General features: G+C 28.3%; 18 protein-coding genes and 1 pseudogene. 11 read left to right on the top strand and 8 right to left on the bottom strand.

Features of this window, described 5'->3' with window-relative positions; translation table 11 throughout:
* Positions 1 to 142 (top strand): FMN-binding protein (locus NNC19_RS12290; RefSeq protein WP_310938972.1); only part of this gene is annotated, 142 nt, incomplete at its 5' end.
* A gap of 101 nt (positions 143 to 243) precedes the next feature.
* Here the strand turns inward: NNC19_RS12290 and NNC19_RS12295 are convergent.
* Positions 244 to 1209 carry an alpha/beta hydrolase gene (locus NNC19_RS12295; RefSeq protein ID WP_310938956.1) on the bottom strand — a complete coding sequence of 322 codons (966 nt, stop codon included), beginning with the start codon at positions 1207 to 1209 and terminating at the stop codon, positions 244 to 246.
* Positions 1210 to 1463: 254 nt separating this feature from the next.
* On the opposite strand from NNC19_RS12295, the gene NNC19_RS12300 reads away from it, so the two are divergent.
* The 5 genes from NNC19_RS12300 to NNC19_RS12320 all read left to right on the top strand — a co-directional run bounded on the left by NNC19_RS12300 (position 1464) and on the right by NNC19_RS12320 (position 4925).
* Positions 1464 to 2186: an amino acid ABC transporter ATP-binding protein gene (locus NNC19_RS12300; protein ID WP_310938957.1), complete on the top strand. Its 723-nt coding sequence runs from the start codon at positions 1464 to 1466 to the stop codon at positions 2184 to 2186.
* 95 nt (positions 2187 to 2281) lie between these two features.
* A complete protein-coding gene (locus tag NNC19_RS12305; protein ID WP_396136421.1) occupies positions 2282 to 3034 on the top strand; it encodes a transporter substrate-binding domain-containing protein in 753 nt (250 codons plus the stop codon).
* Complete coding sequence (locus tag NNC19_RS12310) at positions 3034 to 3762, top strand: amino acid ABC transporter permease (RefSeq protein WP_310938959.1); 729 nt, start codon at positions 3034 to 3036, stop codon at positions 3760 to 3762. Before NNC19_RS12305 ends, NNC19_RS12310 begins: the two co-directional genes overlap by 1 nt.
* Before the next feature lie 2 nt (positions 3763 to 3764).
* Positions 3765 to 4397, top strand: a complete 633-nt coding sequence (locus NNC19_RS12315) for an amino acid ABC transporter permease (protein ID WP_310938960.1) — start codon at positions 3765 to 3767, stop codon at positions 4395 to 4397.
* 150 nt (positions 4398 to 4547) lie between these two features.
* Positions 4548 to 4925 (top strand): zinc ribbon domain-containing protein, encoded by a 378-nt coding sequence (locus NNC19_RS12320; RefSeq protein ID WP_310938961.1) that lies wholly within the window; start codon positions 4548 to 4550, stop codon positions 4923 to 4925.
* Between the two features lie 64 nt (positions 4926 to 4989).
* Here the strand turns inward: NNC19_RS12320 and NNC19_RS12325 are convergent, their stop codons facing one another.
* The 5 genes from NNC19_RS12325 to NNC19_RS12345 all read right to left on the bottom strand — a co-directional run bounded on the left by NNC19_RS12325 (position 4990) and on the right by NNC19_RS12345 (position 10718).
* A complete protein-coding gene (locus tag NNC19_RS12325) occupies positions 4990 to 5325 on the bottom strand; it encodes a metalloregulator ArsR/SmtB family transcription factor (RefSeq protein ID WP_310938962.1) in 336 nt (111 codons plus the stop codon).
* A gap of 43 nt (positions 5326 to 5368) precedes the next feature.
* Positions 5369 to 7231 (bottom strand): FMN-binding protein, encoded by a 1863-nt coding sequence (locus tag NNC19_RS12330; protein WP_310938963.1) that lies wholly within the window; start codon positions 7229 to 7231, stop codon positions 5369 to 5371.
* A gap of 14 nt (positions 7232 to 7245) precedes the next feature.
* Positions 7246 to 8280, bottom strand: coding sequence for an FAD:protein FMN transferase (locus tag NNC19_RS12335; protein ID WP_396136420.1), 1035 nt, complete (start codon positions 8278 to 8280; stop codon positions 7246 to 7248).
* Positions 8281 to 8496: 216 nt separating this feature from the next.
* Positions 8497 to 10032, bottom strand: coding sequence for a HAMP domain-containing sensor histidine kinase (locus NNC19_RS12340; protein WP_310938965.1), 1536 nt, complete (start codon positions 10030 to 10032; stop codon positions 8497 to 8499).
* Positions 10032 to 10718 carry a response regulator transcription factor gene (locus NNC19_RS12345; RefSeq protein WP_310938966.1) on the bottom strand — a complete coding sequence of 229 codons (687 nt, stop codon included), beginning with the start codon at positions 10716 to 10718 and terminating at the stop codon, positions 10032 to 10034. The genes NNC19_RS12340 and NNC19_RS12345 overlap by 1 nt, the downstream gene beginning before the upstream one ends.
* 207 nt (positions 10719 to 10925) lie before the next feature.
* On the opposite strand from NNC19_RS12345, the gene NNC19_RS12350 reads away from it, so the two are divergent.
* Both NNC19_RS12350 and metH read left to right on the top strand, forming a co-directional pair.
* Positions 10926 to 11693: a nitrilase-related carbon-nitrogen hydrolase gene (locus NNC19_RS12350; protein WP_310938967.1), complete on the top strand. Its 768-nt coding sequence runs from the start codon at positions 10926 to 10928 to the stop codon at positions 11691 to 11693.
* Between the two features lie 125 nt (positions 11694 to 11818).
* The gene (gene metH / locus NNC19_RS12355; RefSeq protein WP_310938968.1) at positions 11819 to 15460 is read left to right on the top strand and encodes a methionine synthase; all 3642 of its coding nucleotides are present in this window, start codon (positions 11819 to 11821) and stop codon (positions 15458 to 15460) included.
* 96 nt (positions 15461 to 15556) lie between these two features.
* Here the strand turns inward: metH and NNC19_RS12360 are convergent.
* A pseudogene (locus NNC19_RS12360) lies at positions 15557 to 15919 on the bottom strand (nitroreductase family protein); the annotation flags it as partial.
* A gap of 7 nt (positions 15920 to 15926) precedes the next feature.
* Between NNC19_RS12360 and NNC19_RS12365 the strand changes: the two are divergent.
* The 3 genes from NNC19_RS12365 (at position 15927) to NNC19_RS12375 (ending at position 18858) form a co-directional block, all read left to right on the top strand.
* Positions 15927 to 16208, top strand: coding sequence for a winged helix-turn-helix transcriptional regulator (locus NNC19_RS12365; protein ID WP_310938973.1), 282 nt, complete (start codon positions 15927 to 15929; stop codon positions 16206 to 16208).
* A gap of 176 nt (positions 16209 to 16384) precedes the next feature.
* On the top strand, positions 16385 to 17620 hold the full coding sequence (locus NNC19_RS12370) for a DUF445 domain-containing protein (RefSeq protein WP_310938969.1): 1236 nt from the start codon (positions 16385 to 16387) through the stop codon (positions 17618 to 17620).
* A gap of 11 nt (positions 17621 to 17631) precedes the next feature.
* A complete protein-coding gene (locus tag NNC19_RS12375) occupies positions 17632 to 18858 on the top strand; it encodes a DUF445 domain-containing protein (protein ID WP_310938970.1) in 1227 nt (408 codons plus the stop codon).
* Between the two features lie 66 nt (positions 18859 to 18924).
* Here NNC19_RS12375 and NNC19_RS12380 read toward each other — a convergent pair whose 3' ends face one another.
* On the bottom strand, positions 18925 to 19386 hold the full coding sequence (locus NNC19_RS12380; RefSeq protein ID WP_310938971.1) for a hypothetical protein: 462 nt from the start codon (positions 19384 to 19386) through the stop codon (positions 18925 to 18927).
* Between the last annotated feature and the right edge of the window lie 582 nt (positions 19387 to 19968).

Here is a 19968-nt window from a genome sequence, read left to right on the forward strand (position 1 = left end):
ATTCTATGAAAAAACAATAGGAACAATAACAAAAGAGATAATGGAAAAACAATCAACAAAAGTAGATGTAGTATCAGGAGCAACATATAGTTCGAAAGGAATAATGGATGCAGTACAAGATGCATTAAATCAAGCTAAATAAATTAGTATAAAATAAAGAGCTTCATGATAAAGTGGAGCTCTTTATTTAAATAAGCATGGTGCTTTGGTATAGGTGTAATAAAGTGATGTTTGTAAAATCTTCTAAAGATTATTTTTAATATAAATTTCTGATAATGAATTAAAAAACAATTCAGGTTGATCCATCATGGTCATATGTCCAGCATTAGGGATAATATATAAATCCTTATGTGGGGCATTTATTTTATTAAAGTATTCTTTAGCAATAGTATATGGAACCTGCCAATCATTTTCACCTAATATATAATAAATTGGTACTTCATATTCAATTGATTCTAAATTTAAGTTAAAATCAAATAAAAATTGAATTAGACTTTCATTTGATTTTAGGCTTTTTATTAAGGCTAAAATATCAGAGCTTTTAAAAATTGGACTTTTAAAGGCAGAAGTAAATATAGATAAATCAATCTTAACAGCTAAATTATATTTACCCTGTAATTTACGTAATTTTTTACAACTTTTAATAAAAGTCTCATCAAAAGTTTCTTTTGGATAAATTCCTATAGAGTTAAGCTTTTTTAGAGAGTTCTTATCATTAGCATTCAGTATGGCTTCTTTAACTTTTTTATAGCCAATACTTTCATTTTCAGCCATATTAACAACTTGTCCTACGCCTATATAATAAGCAATTGATTCAGGATATTTTTTTATAAATATACTACCCAAAACACTTCCCCAAGAATGGCCAAGTAAAACTATTTTTTTCTTATTATATTTCTTTTTAAGATATTCAATTATTTCAAATAAATCTTTTATTAATAAGTCAGGGGTGGGGTATTTATCCTTATCAGGGTTTTTAAGGAGGGTTTTTCCAGAACCGCGTTGATCCCAGTGTATAACTGTATAGATATCTTCCCACTTCTTTTGAAAAGTGTATGCAAATAATGATTCAACACTTCCAGGACCTCCATGTAAAAAAAGCATTATTGGATTTTCGGATTTTGTTCCAGCATGAAATAAATATTGATCAATACCATTTATTTGTACATATTCTTCAAGATAAATTGAGTTCTTATATTTAGGATTCATATTAAGTCTCCTTGTAATTAATAATAACAATTATACCATTTTATTCAATAAATTATAAGCTTAAAATAGATTGACTTTAAAGAGAAAAAAAGGTATAATTTAGTAAAAGATTTAGCACTTAGCGATGGAGCTTTGGCATTTATGCCAAGGCTCCTTTTTAATGTGATAATTCATATTAAATAGATACTAGGGCCTTCAAAATAGAATCCAAATGGGAATAATAATATTTTTGCATAAGTTAAAGGGGGACATATATGATAAGTTTAGAAAATGTAGTTAAAAACTTTGGGGATGTACATGTTTTAAAAAATATTAACCTAAAGGTTAAAGAAGGAGAAAAGTTAGTTGTTATAGGACCAAGTGGTTCAGGAAAATCAACTCTTATAAGATGTATGAATTATTTAGAGGAACCTACAGAAGGCAAAGTAATAGTTGATGGAAATGATTTGAAGTCAAAAAAGAATTTAAGTAAGGTACGTCAATACATTGCTATGGTTTTTCAACAATTTAATCTGTATCCACATATGACTGTATTAGAGAATCTTACACTAGCACCTATAAAGCTTCAAAATGTAAGCAAAAAAGATGCAAAGGAATCAGGAATTAATTATTTGGAAAGGGTAGGGCTTAAAGAGAAGGCAAATGCTTATCCAAGTGAATTATCAGGAGGGCAACAACAAAGAGTTGCTATAGCGAGGGCTCTTAATATGCATCCTAAAATAATGTTATTTGATGAACCAACTTCTGCATTAGATCCTGAAATGATTCAAGAAGTATTAGATGTATTAGTTGGATTATCAAAGGAGAATATTACTATGGTTGTAGTTACTCATGAAATGGGATTTGCTAAACAAGTTGCAGATAGAATTGTGTTTATGGATGGGGGACAAATAATTGAGTATGGAAAACCAGAAGAATTTTTTATAAGTCCTAAAAATGAAAGAGCAAAAAGTTTTTTAAATAAAGTTATACGGTAATGAGTTTAGTAAATAGATCATCAATCAAAAGTAAAAAGGGGGACAAAATTGTGAAATTTAGGAAAGCATTATTAGCATTGGGAATAGGTCTATGTATGATGATGGCAGGTTGTGAATCTGATTCAGGAAACAGCCAAAGTGGTAAGGGAATACAAGAAATAAAGGATAGGGAAGTATTAAAAGTTGGTGTAAAGATAGATGTTCCTAAATTTGGTTATAAAAATGCTAAAACAGGACAAATAGAAGGATTTGAAGTTGATTTATCAAAACAAGTAGCAAAGGAAATTTTTGGGGATGAAAATAAAATTGAATTGCAAGGAGTTACAGCAAAGACAAGAGGGCCACTTCTTGATAATGGAGAAATAGATATGGTTGCTGCAACATTTACAATAACACAAGAGAGAAAGAATAGTTATAACTTTTCAGATTCATATCTAACAGATGGAATTGGATTATTGGTTAAGAAAAATTTAGGAGCATCATCCTTTAAAGATTTGAGTGGAAAAAATATTGGAGTAGCTCAAAGTTCTACAACTAAAATAGCTCTTGAAGATGAAGCTAAAAAGCAAGGAATTACATTAAAATATTCAGAATTTGGTAGCTATCCTGAAATTAAAGCAGCATTAGATTCAGGTAGAGTTGATTGTTTCGCAGTTGATGCTTCTATTTTAAATGGATATGTTGATGATTCTTCAGAGATATTAGATGATAGATTTAATCCACAAGAGTATGGAATTGCAAGCAAAAAAGATAATACAGAATTAGCTGAATGTATTAATAAAGTAGTCAACAATATGAAAAGTTCAGGTGAAATGGATAAGTTAATTCAAAAATGGGGAATAAAGTGATGAATGGTCCATTTGCTGCATTTAAGTGGAAAGCATTATTTAATCAATTTGATATATTCTTAAATGGATTTTTAATAACTCTTGAAGTTGCTATTTTAGGATTAATTCTTGCTTTAATTTTAGGTATAATTTTTGGAATGCTTTCAACAAGTAGATTTAAAATATTAAAAGCCATTAGTAGGATATATGTGGAAGTAATTCAAAACACACCTCTTGTAATACAAGTATTTTTCTTATTTAATGGACTTCCATATATAAAAATAGTCTTACCTGTATTTGCTATAGGAGTTATAGGTGTTGGAGTATATCATGGAGCATATATATCTGAAGTTGTAAGAGCTGGGATAACATCAATACCCAAAGGTCAATTTGAAGCAGCTAAAGCTCAAGGATTTTCACATAATCAAGCCATGAGATATATTATTTTGCCTCAAACAATAAAAATAATAATACCACCTCTTACAAATCAATTAGTTAATTTAATCAAAAATACCTCAGTACTTGCAATGATTGCAGGAGGAGATTTAATGTATAGAGCAGATTCATGGTCAACTTCTAATATGTATTATGGACCAGCATATGTTGTGACAGGTATTTTATACTTTATACTTTGCTATCCACTTGCAAGATTATCGCGAAAACTTGAATTAAGAAAGAAAAAAACGAAAGAAGTAGAAGGAGCTACTCTAAATACTAGAATGACATCCACTATTGAAGGAGGGGTTTAAAAGTGTCACAAGTCTTAAATAATATAAATATACTATTTTTACTAGAAGGAATGAAGTTAACTTTAGTAATAGCTTCTTCAACAATTTTATTAAGTATTATAATTGGAACAATTCTTGCTATTTTAAGAAAGTATTCAACAAGGTTTTTAGGAAAGTTTGCAACGATGTATATTGAGATATTTAGAAATACACCATTATTATTATGGATTCTTTCTATAAGATTTTTGGTACCTATAAAACCAGTATATTCAGGGATATTATCCTTTACTTTATTTACTTCAGCAGTAATGGCGGAAATTTTAAGGGGAGGAATAAACTCTATTAATAACGGACAGTATGAGGCAGCTTATTCACAGGGATTTTCAAAAATTCAAACATTGAGATATATCATATTGCCACAAAGTTTTAGAAGATGTATTCCTACATTTTTATCTCAAGTGGTAACAGTTATTAAAGATACATCATTCTTGTGGGTGGTAGGAATTGAAGAGTTTACAGGTAATGGAATGATACTTATGGGAAGCTTTGCAAGTTCTACTCAAGTATTTTTACTTTTTGGAACTTTAGCAGGAGTTTATTTTTTATTAAACTTTTTAATATCTTGTGGAGTAAGAACAATTAAAATTTTATATTAAATTAGAAATCTACACATTATTTTAAAAATGTGTGGATTTTTTTGAGGAAACCTTACTTATTTATATATTTATAGTATAGAGTTTTAATGTTGTTAAAAAAAAAATGAGATGTTATAATTGGGAAGAAAAACTTAAGATGAGGTGATTTTAATGATAATCTGGGGATGGGGAAGAGTAACTAGAAAAGTTATTGGACCAGTATTTCAAAAAACATGTAGTTATTGTAATAGTACAAGCATTTGGCAGTTATATGTAATAAGAACATGGTTTACACTATTTTTCATACCTATAATACCATATGAAAAAAGATATTGTGTTGCTTGCCCTAATTGTGGAAGTTATATAAAGCTTACAAAACAGCAATTTAATGAAATGAAAGCTGCAATAAATTCAGCATCAAATTCAAAATCTAGTAATGGTGATAGCAATTCTATTGAAGATAATTTAAAATACCAAGGAAAGACAGAAGTTCAAATAAATTATTTAAAACAGGTAGAAGAGCAAAAAAATAAAGAAAATAATTTATAAATAAACAAAACAGGACTATCAAAATAATTCGTTTAATCATTTTGAAATGTCCTGTTTTTATATCTTATAGCTCCTTTCCAATCCAGTTAGACAATTCTTTTATAAATTGTTCATTTCTTCTAAAATATGTCCATTGACCTATGCGCTTACATTCAAGAAAACCTGCATGTTGTAGTATGGACAGATATTCAGATGTGGTAGACTGGGATAAACCAGACTTGTCCTTAATAGATCCAACACAAACACCATTAACAAAATCATTATCTTCAAGAGGATGATTTTGTTGTGGAAAATTGTCATTGGGAGACTTAAGCCACATTAAAATATTTAAACGAGTTTCATTTGATAGTGCTTTAAAAATTCTTACATATTTCATATATATATTGTATCCTTTTTTCAAAACAAGTCAATTATACAAAAGTTACAATATTATAACATTGATATTATTTTGCTTGGCTTAAAGCATTTTTTGTAGCTTCGATAATTCCTTTACAACTATAAGTAGCACCAGATATAGTGTCTACTGAGGTTGATTGTGCAGAAATTATTTTACTAAACATATTGTCATCTATTCTATCATAAAACTTAGGAGTATCTTCATGTGATAGAGTTTCAACTTTAGTTATTTTACCACCTTGAACAGTAACAGATAATTTAGTTGTCCCACCTTTAAAGCCAGTACCACTACCACTATAAGTACCATCTTTATAGCTTTGTTGAGTGTTAGTAGCTGTTTTAGCATTGCTACTATTTGAAGTTGTACTATTATTTGATGATGAATTTTCAGAAGCTTGGCTTAAAGCATTTTTTGCAGCTTCAATAATTCCTTTACAGCTATAAGTAGCACCAGATATAGTATCAACATCAGTAGATTGAGCAGAAATTATTTCTTTTGACATTGTATCTTTTACACTTTCATAAAACTTAGGGGTATCTTCATTTGATAAAGTTTCAACTTTAGTTATTTTACCACCTTGAACAGTAACAGAAATTTTAGTGGTACCACCTTTAAAGCCAGTACCAGTACCGGTATAAGTACCATCTTTATAACTTTGTTGGGTATTTGAATTTGTTGTATTTTCATTTTTACTGTCATTTGAAGTTGTTTCTTCATTGCTATTGGTTGATGAGCCTTCAGAAGCTTGGTTTAATGCCTTTTCTGTAGCCTCAATAATTCCTTTAGAGCTATAAGTAGCGCCAGATATAGTATCAACATCAGTAGATTGAGAAGAAACTATTTTTTTGAACATAGTTTGCTCTGCTTTTTCATAGAAATCAGGAGTATCTTCTTGTGAAATGGTTTCAATACTTGTAATTTTTCCACCACTTACTGTAACAGAAACTTTAGTTGTACCACCTTTAAAACCAGTACCAGTACCAGTATAAGTACCATCTTTATAGTTTTGAGAAGAAGTAGCAGAATTACTTGATTCTACAATAGCAGAAGCTATACCTTTTTCAGTTAAAACACTACTCGTAATGTTAGTCAATCCATATACTCCTGCAAAAGTAGCAATTGCAACTGAACTAGCAAGTACTGGGTTAACATCTTGGTTAACTATATTTCCTTTTGTATTTTTTCGTGGACATACTTCAAGGCATTTTAAGCAATTAATACATTCACCACCACGAACTGATTCCATTTTGTATAAAGGTAATCCCATAGAACAATTCATTGTACACATTCTACATTTTCCACATTTTTCTCCTGGTTTATTAATTTTGAAAATGCTAAGTTTTGATACAATAGTAAATATAGCACCTAAAGGACATAAATATCTACAGAAAAATCTTTCTATAAAGAACGCACCAATAGTTATTAAAACTAGAAGTATAAAACCAATAGTTAGATTAAATATTACATATGAGAAATCAGTTATTTGAGCAAAAGCATCCCAAGGACTTGTACCGTTTAATAAGTTACTTCCAATAGTCCAAGAAACTATTATGAAGAGTAATAAAACTATATACTTAGTATATTTTAAGATAGAATCCACTTTTTCATTTATTTTAAAATTAATTTTAAATACATTTTTAGATAATAAATGAAGCCAATCATTATATGTACCAAATGCACAAAACCAGCCACAGAAAAATCTACCAAGCAACATAGTAACAAGAATAACTATTATTAGCTCAACGAAGCTAGGGAATGCTTGAAGGAAATGAAAATTTCCATCCACAATCATTTGATAAATTTTTTTAATTTCACTAAATGACATGATATACAATCCTGGAATAAGAATAAATGATATTAATTGTACAATATGTCTAAAAAGTTGTATTTTTTTTATTTTTTTTAACATCTTTACATCTCCTTTTAATTACAAATAAATTCATCATTAGACAATTTAAAATTGGCATTTATACCAGAAGTTAGATAAATATTTTTATCTTCAGTTATAAATATGGCATCAATTCCATCTAGTGATTCAATAATGTTTAAAGATTTTTCTACTCCCATAATATAAACACCAGTTGATAAACCATCACCATCTAATGATTTATCAGAAATTATAGTAGCACTTATAATTCTGCTTTTAGATGGGTATCCAGTATGTGGGTCAATTATATGATGAAATCTATCATTACCTTTAGTAAAATATCTTTCATAATTACCAGAAGTAACTATGGATTTATCTTTTAAGCTAAGTATTCCAATATATTCACCTCTTGTCCCAAAAGGATTTTGAATCCCAACATTCCAAAAAGAGTCATTATCTTTAGTTCCTAAAACAAAAATATTGCCTCCTAAATCAATTAAAGCACTTTTAATACTATATTTCTTGAATATAGTAATAACTTCATCTGCAGCATACCCTTTAGCTATACCTCCAACATCAATAGATTGATTTTGTCTTTTTAAAGCAATGGAGTTATCATTCCTATTTAGAATTATATCTTTATAGTTGACTAAAGCTAATTTATCCTTTATATCTGCATTTGAGGGTATTCTTTGAGATTTTGTGCCAATTCCCCAAAGAGAAACTAATGGTTTTATAGTAGGATCAAAAGTTCCTTCTAAGAGTTCGCTATATTTAATAGATTTATCTATCAAATAAAATGTATCTTTACTGACAACTTGAGAAGATATTCCAGCATTTTTATTTATCCTTGATATTTCACTATTATCTTTAAATACTGACATTTTATCATCAATATTAATAAGACATTCAATTGCTTCATTAATAGCTTTTTCAGCATTTTTACCAAATGCTTTTAAATAAATTATTGTTCCAAGAACAAAAAAACTTTTTTCTGAAATAATATTAGGTTTCTTTCGAGTAAAGAAGACTAAAATTAATATGGAAATTAACAATATGACTAAAATAATCTCTACTACAATTAGTACCAAAACAATCACCTACAAACTATAAATTTATTTGTTGTTATAAAACAAGTATAAATAATGAACCTTAATAATACTTTAGAGTTAGCTTAGAATTTGCTGAGAAAAATATAATTTTCAGAAGAAACTTCTATACATTTAATAGAAGTTGATAATATAAAAAAGCTATCTCAAATGAAGTTATTCACTCTTATTTGAGATAGCTTATGATTAATTTTATATTTAGTTTAGATATATGGAAAAGGTTGTTCCAATTCCAAGTTTACTTTCAACTTTAATTTGTCCATTATGAGCATCTATTATAGATTTTACTATAGAAAGACCAAGTCCATACCCTCCTTGTTCACGAGCTCTATGGGATTCACTTCTAAAAAATCTATCAAAAATTTTATTAAGGTGTTTTTCAGATATTCCAGTACCATTATCAGATATTTTTAAAACTATAAATTTTTTATTTTCTATATAGTCTATATTAGTGGAAATTGTTATAATACCACTATTTTCATCTGTATGTCTTATTGAATTTTGGACTAAGTTAAAAATAATCTGTTTGATTTGATTTTTGTTTATATTAGCAAATACATTATCTTTAAGTTCTAATTCAATTTTTCTCTTAGATAACAAAATTTCAAGTTGAGGAAGAATTTCAAGAATAACTTCATTAATATTTTCATTTTTAAATTCAATCTTATTATTTTGGTCAAGTCTATTTAAAGTTAGAAGATCATTAACTAACTTAGTAAGTCTTTCGCTTTCTAATAGGATACTATTTAATGCTAAATTTAATTGCTTTTCGTTTTTTGCAGCTCCCCGTAGTAATACTTCAACAAAACCATGTATTGAAGTGAGAGGAGTTCTAAGTTCATGAGAAGCATCTGAAACAAATTGACGCATTTTTTCTTTAATTAGTTGCTCTTTTTCAAATGTATTTTCAATTCTTTCGAGCATATTATTAAATGATGTAGAAAGTGTATCTATTTCAGATTGTCCATTATTTTCAGGAAGTCTAGTATTTAATTCAGTTACTGTAATATTTTCAAGAGTTCTGCTCATATTTGATAAAGGTGTTAATGTTTGTTTAAAGACTGCCCCACCTATAATTGTTCCAATAATTAAAACAATTATAGAAATTCCTATGTATATTGATATTTCCTTACTAAGCATTTCTTCTATATCTCCCACAGGAGTACTAAGTTGAATTAAACCAGTAGGACAATCAAGGGGACCAATCTTACGCCAAATAACTACATTTAAATTATCATCTTCATCTTCAACAAGTTGAAAAGTTTTTTCTAAATTTCCATACTGATTTAGAATATTTATATAATCGCTGCTAGATAGCTTTGGTATAGATGTTATAAATTTTTTTTTGGTTTTCTCATGAGAAGTATCATTATTTTCATCATGGGATTCAGTTATATTTCGATTTTTTTCAATTAATATATTAGTTGAATCTTTGGATGTTAGAAAGGTTGAGCCGTCACTGCTTATAATTGATACATTAATATTAATACCAACTAATTTATTTATAATATTAGAGGCGTTTTTTTCCAATTCCTCTGTTGTATCAATACAAGACAAAGATTTAAAATCTATTTCATGGAACTTTGCAGAAAGTAGTTCAATTTTACTTTTAGACAGATAATTTTTTGTTGTCAAATATTGAAATACTCCCAAGGAAAATAATAAAACCATTAATATTATAAAAAAACGAGAAAATAATTGCCATTGTAAGCTAGTTTTATTTAGCTTTTTCATCATACTACCACCTTATATCCAACTCCACGAACAGTTCGTATTATATTGTGATCTTTATCACCAATTTTATCTCTTAGGTATCGTATGTAAACTTCAACTATATTTTCTTCTCCATTAAAATCATATCCCCAAACTTTTTCAAGAATTGATGATTTGCTTAGAACTAAGCCATTATTTAAAAGTAAATATCTAAGCAGATTGTATTGGGTAGGAGGTAAGTCTAAAATATTGCCATTATAAGTGATTTCATGAGCACCATCATCTATATAAAAATTTCCTACACAGTTGATATCATTAAATTCAGGAAAACTACTTCTTAATCTAGCATTTATACGTGCAATTAGTTCCTTAAAACTAAAAGGTTTTACCATATAATCATCTGCACCAATATCAAGACCTTTTACACGATCATCCACATCATCTCTTGCTGTTAACATTATAACCTGTGAATTTACTGTTTTTTTTATTTGAGAACAAACTTCATATCCATCCATTCCTGGAAGCATAATATCTAAAATAATTAAGTGAGGTTTTAAATTTTTACATAATGAAACTGCCTCAATACCATTTGAGGCAGAGTATACATTAAATCCTTCTGCTTCTAATCCCATTTTAATGAAATCTACAATACTTTCTTCATCATCTACTACAAGAATATTAATTTGTTCTTTACTTAGTGAAGCCATGAATTTATCTTCCCCTTTTTTTATAATTTGTTATATTGGTATTCATAAAATTATAGTATTTCTTAAATAATAGTTCAAAAATTATTAAAATGCAAATAGTAATATAGGAGAAATATGTTTAGTTTACTATTAGAATGGTAAGACTGATGGTAAAATATTATATATAGAAAGTTGGAGGAGAAGGAAATGGTTCTTGGTTTATGTCAAATGGATGTATTATGGGAAAATCAAATAAGAAACATGAATAAATGTGAATCTTATATTAAAGAAGCTTCAAAGAGAAATGTTGAACTTCTATTATTTCCTGAAATGATCTTAACTGGGTTTACAATGAATTTAGATAGCTTGATTATTAATGAAACAGAAATATTAGAATGGCTAAAAAAACAAGCCAAGAAATATAAAATTAGTATTGGTATTGGGTATGCAGTGAACGATAATGGTAAGGGAGAAAATAAATATGCAATGGTTTCTTGTAATGGAGAGATTCTTGTCAATTATAAAAAGATACATCCGTTTTCTTTTGCTGGTGAAAAGGAAAAATACACAAAAGGGGAAGAGATAATGAATTGTACTATAAATGGAATAACAATAACTCCTTTTATATGTTATGATTTAAGATTTCCAGAAATATTTCAAATTGCTTCAAGAAATTCTAGCTTAATAATAGTTGCTGCAAATTGGCCAAAATTAAGGGAAGATCATTGGATAATATTACTAAAAGCACGAGCAATTGAAAATCAATGTTTTATAGTTGGAATTAATAGAGTGGGAAATGGCGATGGGGTGGAATACAATGGAAATTCTGTAGTTGTAGATCCAGATGGGAAAATTAGAAATAGAAGAGATAATGAAGAAAAATTAATTGTAGAAACTTTAGATTTTTCTAAAGTTTCTAAGATTAGAGAGAGTTTTCATTTAAAAGATGATAGACGTGAAGAATTATATATTAAAAAGTTGGAAACTTTCCAATAAATCATATAAAATGAAATAATGAATGTTTACATTTATTATTGGTATGCAAGACAAGCTTTTATGCAATACTAAGAAGAGGCTATAAAACATAAACAATGAAGAAAAATACTTGGGGAGGAAAATTAATGAAATTACAAATTAGAGATTTACTAAAAGAAAGAATATTAGTTCTAGATGGAGCTATGGGAACAAGTATTCAAGATTATAAATTAGAAGAAAAAGATTATAGAGGAAACTTAAATGTTTCTTGCAATCAAAAGGGAAACAACGATATTTTAAATGTAACGAATCCAAATATAATAAGCGAGATTCATGAAGCATATCTAAAAGCGGGGGCAGATATAATAGAAACCAATACTTTTAATAGTACTAATATTTCTCAAAAGGATTATGAATTAGAAGATAAAATATATGAACTGAATTTTGAAGGTGCAAAACTTGCAAGAGTTGCTGCAGACAAATTTACAGCAGAAACTCCAGATAAACCACGTTTTGTAGCAGGTTCATTAGGGCCAACAAATAAAACAGCATCTTTATCACCAGATGTTGAAAATCCAGGATACAGAAATATAACTTTTGATGAATTAAGAGATGCATATAAAGAGCAAGTTGAAGGACTTATAGATGGCGGAGTAGACTTAATACTTATAGAAACAATCTTTGATGCACTAAATGCAAGAGCTGCACTTGTGGGAACAAAGGATGCATTTTTAGAAAAGGGCAAAGAATTACCTATAATAATATCTGGAACTATTGCAGATAAAAGTGGAAGAATATTATCAGGACAAACCTTAGAAGCTTTTGTAAATTCTATGGTAGATGAAAGTATAATAGCAATAGGTCTAAATTGTTCTTTTGGAGCAAAGGATTTAATGCCATTTATAAAGTATCTTTCAAAAACTCAAAACAGATACATAAGTGTTTATCCAAATGCAGGTCTTCCAAATTCCTTTGGTGAATATGATGAAAAGCCTGAAGAAACTGCTGCTTTAATAGAGAGTTTGGTAAATCAAGGATGTATAAATATTGTTGGAGGTTGTTGTGGGACAACACCAGACCATATAGAAGCAATATATGAAGTTGTAAAAGATAAAGAGCCTAGAAAGATTCCAGAAGTTGAAACAGAAACTGTATATTGTGGATTAGAAGCTCTTAGAGTAAATAAGGAAAATAACTTCATTAATATAGGTGAAAGAACAAATGTAGCAGGCTCAGCAAAGTTTGCAAGATTAATTAGGGAAAAAAATTATGAAGAAGCACTATCTATAGCAAAGGACCAAGTTGCAAATGGGGCTCAAGTAGTTGATATAAATTTTGATGATGCACTTTTAGATGCCAAAGAGGAGATGGAAACTTTCTTAAAACTTTTAGCAAGTGAACCCGAAATTTCAAAGGTTCCAGTAATGATAGATTCATCTAAGTTTGAAGTTCTTGAAGCAGGACTTAAATCACTGCAAGGTAAGCCAATAGTAAACTCTATAAGTCTTAAAGTAGGAGAAGAGGAATTCAAAAGACAGGCTTCAATTATAAAAAGCTTTGGAGCAGGTGTGGTAGTTATGGCTTTTGATGAGAAAGGGCAAGCAGATACATATGAGAAGAAAATCAGTATATGTAAAAGAGCCTATGACATTTTAGTGAATGAAGTTAAATTCCCACCAGAAGATATAGTGTTTGACCCAAATATCTTAACGATTGCCACAGGGATAGAAGAGCATAATAACTATGCTGTAGATTTCATTAAGGCTACTAAATGGATAAAAGAAAATTTACCTTATGCAAAAGTAAGTGGTGGTGTAAGTAACCTTTCCTTTGCATTTAGAGGTAATAATGTAATAAGAGAAGCAATGCATTCAGTATTTTTGTATCATGCCATTAAAGAAGGAATGGATATGGGTATAGTTAATCCTGGAATGATACAAATTTATGATGAAATAGATAAAGATTTATTAGAAAAAGTTGAAGCTGTTATTTTTAATAAGAGTGAAAATGCAGCAGATGAACTTTTAGAATTTGCTAGTACTTATAATAAAGCAGAAAATAAAGCAGAACAAAACAAAGAAGCTTGGAGAGCGTTAAATGTTAAAGAAAGATTAAAAACTGCTTTAGTAAAGGGGATAGATAAATATATTAAAGAAGATGTAGAAGAAGTAAGAATTGAATATAGCAAATCCCTAGAAGTGATAGAAGGCCCTCTTATGGATGGTATGAATGAAGTAGGAACTCTTTTTGGGGAAGGAAAGATGTTCTTACCTCAAGTTGTAAAAAGTGCTAGAGTTATGAAAAAGGCTGTTGAAGTCTTAATGCCATACTTAGAAGAAGAAAAAAGTACCAGTGGAAGTGTTAGTTCTGGAAAAGTAGTTTTTGCAACTGTAAAAGGTGATGTTCATGATATAGGAAAAAATATTGTTTCAGTAGTTCTTTCATGTAATAACTTTGAAGTAATTGATCTTGGAGTAATGGTTCCAGCAGAAGTTATTTTAGAGGTAGCTAAAAAGGAAAATGCAGATATTATTGCATTAAGTGGACTTATAACTCCTTCATTAGAAGAAATGACAAATGTGGCTGAAGAGATGGAAAAGCAAGGTTTTAAAGTACCACTTATGGTTGGTGGAGCAACTACATCAAAAACACATACAGCAATAAAAATAGCACCAAAATATTCAGGAGGGGTAGTTCATACAATAGATGCTTCAAAAGCAGTAGAAGCTGCTAAATTACTTTTAAATAAGGAAAAGAAAGCAGATTATCTAAAAGCATTAGAAGCAGAGTATGAATCTATAAGAGAACTATTTAATAAATCACCTAGAAAATTTGTTTCTCTAGAATATGCAAGAGAAAATAATTTTAAGAAGGAATGGGATAAAGAACAAATAGATGAACCAAAGTTTTTGGGAAGAAAGAAAATAATTGGTTTTCCTATAGGAGAGTTAAGAAGATATATAGATTGGAGCTTTTTCTTTATAGCTTGGGGAATGAAAATGACATATCCTAAAATAATTGAAGATGCAAAGTATGGTGAAGAAGCAAAAAAACTATTAGCTGATGCTGAAAAAATGCTTGATAAAATAGAAAAAGAAAATATTCTAACAGCAAATGCTGCCATTGGTATATTTGAAGCAAATTCAGTTGGAGATAATATTGAAGTTTATTATGGTTCAGAAGTAGTTAGATTTAATCTTCTTAGACAACAAGAAGAGAAAAAAGACAACACTTACCTGTGTTTATCAGATTTTGTAGCTCCAAAGTGGAGTGGAGTAAAGGATTATGTAGGTGGATTTATTACTACAGGGGGAATAGGTGCAAAAGAATATGCAGATAAACTTAAGGCTGCTGGTGATGATTATAGTGCAACTATGGTTATTTTACTAGCAGATAGACTTGCAGAGGCTTTCGCAGAATATATTCACCTTAAAGTAAGAAAAGAATACTGGGGATATTCTGAAGATGAAAACTTAACTATAGAGGATATATTAAAAGGTAAGTATAGAGGAATAAGACCTGCAATTGGTTATCCTTCACTTAGAGATCATTCAGAAAAGGTTAAGTTATTTGATTTACTTGATAATGAGAAGGTGCTTAATGTAGAGCTTACTGAAAGCTATATGATGTATCCTACAGCAAGTACATGTGGTATTTTATTTGCTAATAAAGATTCTAAGTATTTTGATGTTAATAAGATAGATGAGGATCAATTTGAGGATTATGTAGAAAGAAATGGCAGAGATGAAAGTGAACTTAAGAAAATAATGAATACTCTTTTTGCTTAGATATTTTTAACATAATAGCAGTTTGGTATGTATTGTAAATAGTGGCATACTAAACTGCTTTTTTTATAAGGTGTTATTTAATATTTTTGTTAGGATTTACGGGATAAATATAACATTCAATACATTTCTATCTACAAATCTTTTATATTTATATTTTGGATATCCAACCATGATTGCTCCTGTAATAACCTTATCATCAGGTATATTAAGGAGTGAAAGTAATGGGGAATAATTAGAAAATGCACACATTTCAAATAGTCCAGCCCAACATGTACCAAGTCCAATAGTATTTGCGTATAATTCAGCATAAGTAAGTTGAGAAATAGTATTCTCTCTTCCATTTTTAAAGTCTTTTGGGGCTGTTGCTATTATAAGATTTGGAGCATCACGCAATATTGAATCTATACCAAGATTTTTATAATTGCGGACATGTCTTGAAAAACTCCAGTGAGGAGAATTATCTGTTATAGGAGGTAAATGGAATACTATTATTATTTGGCATTTAGGGAAAAAGACTATGCGCTTTAATGAATTAAAAAGAAGTTTGCCTAATATTACACAAAAAATGTTAACTCAACAACTTAGGTCATTAGAAGAAAATAAGTTGATAAATAGAGTTGTATATAATCAAGTTCCACCTAAAGTAGAATATTCTCTTAGTGATTATGGGAAAAGCCTTTTGCCAGTTTTAAATAATTTATGTGACTGGGCGATTAACTATTCGAATTTAATTAGTGATGAAAAATAAATAAAAATCTATAGGATACTTAAATAAATATAGATATTTAGTTCAATGTTAGGTAAGTAAAAAATCTTGCATGAATGAAGAAGAGGAATGTTTGACTAGCAATCATGGGTAAACTATAATATCCTTTGTTATTATTAATTTTATAAATAGAATACTTATACAAGGGAGGAATAAAGGTGGGAAGGAGCTTTGGAAATAGGAAAAGCAAGAATGGTAATATAGCAACTTGTATATTATTATTTTTTTCAGTAGGCTTTTTCATATCTTATACATTCCATGATAGTTTTTTAGGAGGATTAATATCAAGTCTTTGTTTAGCAGCTATGATAGGTGGACTTGCAGATTGGTTTGCTGTTGTAGCTTTATTTAGAAAACCATTAAATAGTAAATTATTAGCTAAGTTATTTAGGACAGAAATAATACCTAAAAATAGAGAGCGTATATTTGAGGCGTTAGTGGAAATGGTTGAAAAAGAGCTTTTAACTAAAGAGAGCATTATGAATAAAATTCAAGATATTAATGCATCAAAAGTTTTACAACAACTAAGTGAAGCTGAAAAAAAGAGAGAACTTATTATTATATTAGATAATATTTTTAAAGAAATACTTGTTGATTTAGATAAGGAGTTTGAAAATGAAATTATAAGAAGCAGTCTAAAATCAATAGAACTTTCAAAAATTATTTCACAAATTATAGAGTGGATGTGGAATAATGGCTATAAAGAAAAAATTATAGATATAGTAGTAGATAAATTAGAGGAATTATCAAAAACATATCAAGTAAAAATGCTTCTTAAAGAGGCTGTGGTTCAAATTTTAGAATTGAATAGAGGAAATTTCTTAGTTATGGTTTTAGGATTTTTTATAAAAGGAAACCTAGAAAATATAGCAACAACTATTCAAGAAAAATTAGTTGAATTTATAGGAGATATTAGAAAACAGGAAAGTAGTGAAAGAGAGTATATAGAGTCATTTATAAGGAAACAGATTGGTAGATTAAATGAAGATGAAGAATTAAAGGAAAAAATAGAAGGCTGGAAATTGAAGCGACTAGACAAGATAGAAGAAATATTAGTTCAATATATTTCTAAACTTAAATCAGAAAATGATAAAACTTACAATGTTATAGAAAATTTATTAGATGGACAATTAGAAGATTTTATTAGTAATGATGACAAGCAATTGAAAGTTAATAAAAGTATAAATGGGTTAATTGAAAAATTAGTTAAAAAAAATCATCATAAAATTGGATTAATGGTTAAAGAAAAATTAGATAATGTAAGTGGTGAAGAACTTTCTAATATGATAGAGCCTATAATAGGTAATGATTTACAGTTGATTAGAGTAAATGGGTCTTTAGTTGGTGGGGGTGTTGGAATTATAACTTATATCATGACATTTTGGATAGTGTAGGAGGGGTGGAGATGAATTATAAATATAAAGCAAATATAGCCCTTGGAATTTCATTTGTTTTATTCTGTATTTCAGTAATATTAAGATATTTTTATACAGATATATTGATATTTAAATTAATGATATTTGTATCAGAAGCTTCTTTGGTAGGAGGAATAGCTGATTGGTTTGCAGTTACAGCTCTTTTTACAAAACCATTAGGATTTTCATATCATACTGAAATAATACCAAGAAACAGAAAATCTATAATAAATTCAACAGCAAATTTAGTTGAAACAGATTTACTAAGTAAGGAAACATTAAAAAAGCAAATAGATAAACTACATATAATGGAGCATATTATTAAGTATGTTGATGATAATAAGGTTATGAAACAAGTTACTAAAAAGATTTTGTATTACATATATGAAAAAGAATCAGATAAAATATTAATATATATTGAGAAGGTTGTAAAAGAAGAAGGGAAAAATATAAGTTTATCAGACTTATTTAAAGAATTTACAAAAAATAAATTTACATATAAAAATAGGTGCATATGGGGGCAAAGCTTTTTAAATAAACTTTCTGGAGAAAAAGGTGATGAAAAAATATTGGCCTTTTCTAAAAAATTATTTATGAGTAAAGAGGAAATATCAAGTTTTTCATTAAAAGGCTTACTTCAAAAATTAAATGTATCAGCTTCAGAAGATTTGGCTACAGTAATAAAGAGTCAGCTTGAAAAAATACTTAAAGAACTTATGAGGGAGAAGAGTACACTTGCAGAGGTCTGTGAAAAAAATATAATCAAAATAATAGAAGAAATTGAACTTTCTCCAGCATCAATTGAAGAATGGAAAGTTAAACTATTATTAGAAACAGATTTTAAAACAATTATAAAATCACAACTTCCTATAGTAATAAGTGAATCGCTTATAGATGATTTAATAGAAAAATTATGGAATTCTTTAAAATCCAGTGATAGTATTAAGTTTTCTATAGATAATGAAATAAAGAAAATAATATATAATATTTTGGAGAAAAAACATAATGTAATAGGAAATATTGCGAGTGATACTTTAAATAGTTTTACAGATGAAAAACTAAATCAATTTATAGAGGAAAAAGCAGGGCAAGATTTGCAGTGGATAAGAATAAATGGTTCTGTACTTGGAGGTTCTATAGGAGCAATATTATTTGTATTCTTAAATTTAATTTATGAACCATATATCATTCCAATAATTAGAAGCATATTATTTTAAATATTTGTATCAACAATAAAACCATCCATATAAATTTGTGCTGTGGATGGTTTTGAAAATTTTAAATTATTGATTAGCTACTTGAATTTCTGTTGTATTTAAAAGTTCGTTTGTATCTTTTAAGTATGTTTCTAAAATATATGTTCCATTAGGCATAGATTCAGTTTTTAATTTGAAATAAGAACTTAGAGGAGTTTTATTCATAGATTCTGTGATTTTTGTGTCTACAGTAGCAATAGTTTTTTCATTATTTTTATCTTTCCATATAAACAATATTTTTGTTTCATGATCATCAGGAACGTTTTTAAAATATACTTGTCCAAATAAACCTTCTGTATCTTTATAAGAATCTAAAACTTCTTCATCATTGTAATCAGATTTATATTCTTTTACAAATTCAACTTTAGATACCTTAGTAGAATTTGTTTTATCAACTCCATTTATTGTACTATGATAAGTACATCCAATTAATTGGATAATAATTACTGTTAAAATTAAAGGGAACATAAACAACTTTTTCCTTTTCATTTGTTACACCTGCCTTAAAATATTTTGATTGTAAGTTATAAAAAATAATATTCATAAAATGTTCTTCAGATTTTTACAAAAAACCGCTTTTGTCCCACCAATTAGTATAGTAACATAATGCTTTGTTGTAGACAATATAGTGTAGCTAAAAAAAAGACTATAATTTATTAAAGCAAAAAGAATAGCATTTACAAAGAATTAAGTGGATTTTTTGATTTTTTAGTAAAAACTAGTCCAAGCGTGTCAATATGAGAAATTTAATGAAAATAGGTGAATTAGTGAGAAATATAATAATTAATAAGATATATAGTCAATAGTCATAATGATAAGAGGATTATATATGGTAAGATAGATTACATCACCGAGTGGTGCGGTTAACAATAATTAAAAATTAAAAAAGTTTTAGATAATGTTGACAAGTTGATGAGGTGATGTTATACTGATTTAGCTGTCTAATAAAAGACAAGCATCAGCATAAACTTACAGCAGGGGCTGTAATGTAAAATGATCTTTGAAAATTGAACAGATTATATAAGTTAAAAACCAGCAATTCTTTTAGAGTAAGTTTTTTGAGTAGATTAA

It is taken from the genome of Clostridium sp. SHJSY1 (assembly GCF_031626875.1).
Lineage (GTDB): Bacteria > Bacillota > Clostridia > Clostridiales > Clostridiaceae > Clostridium.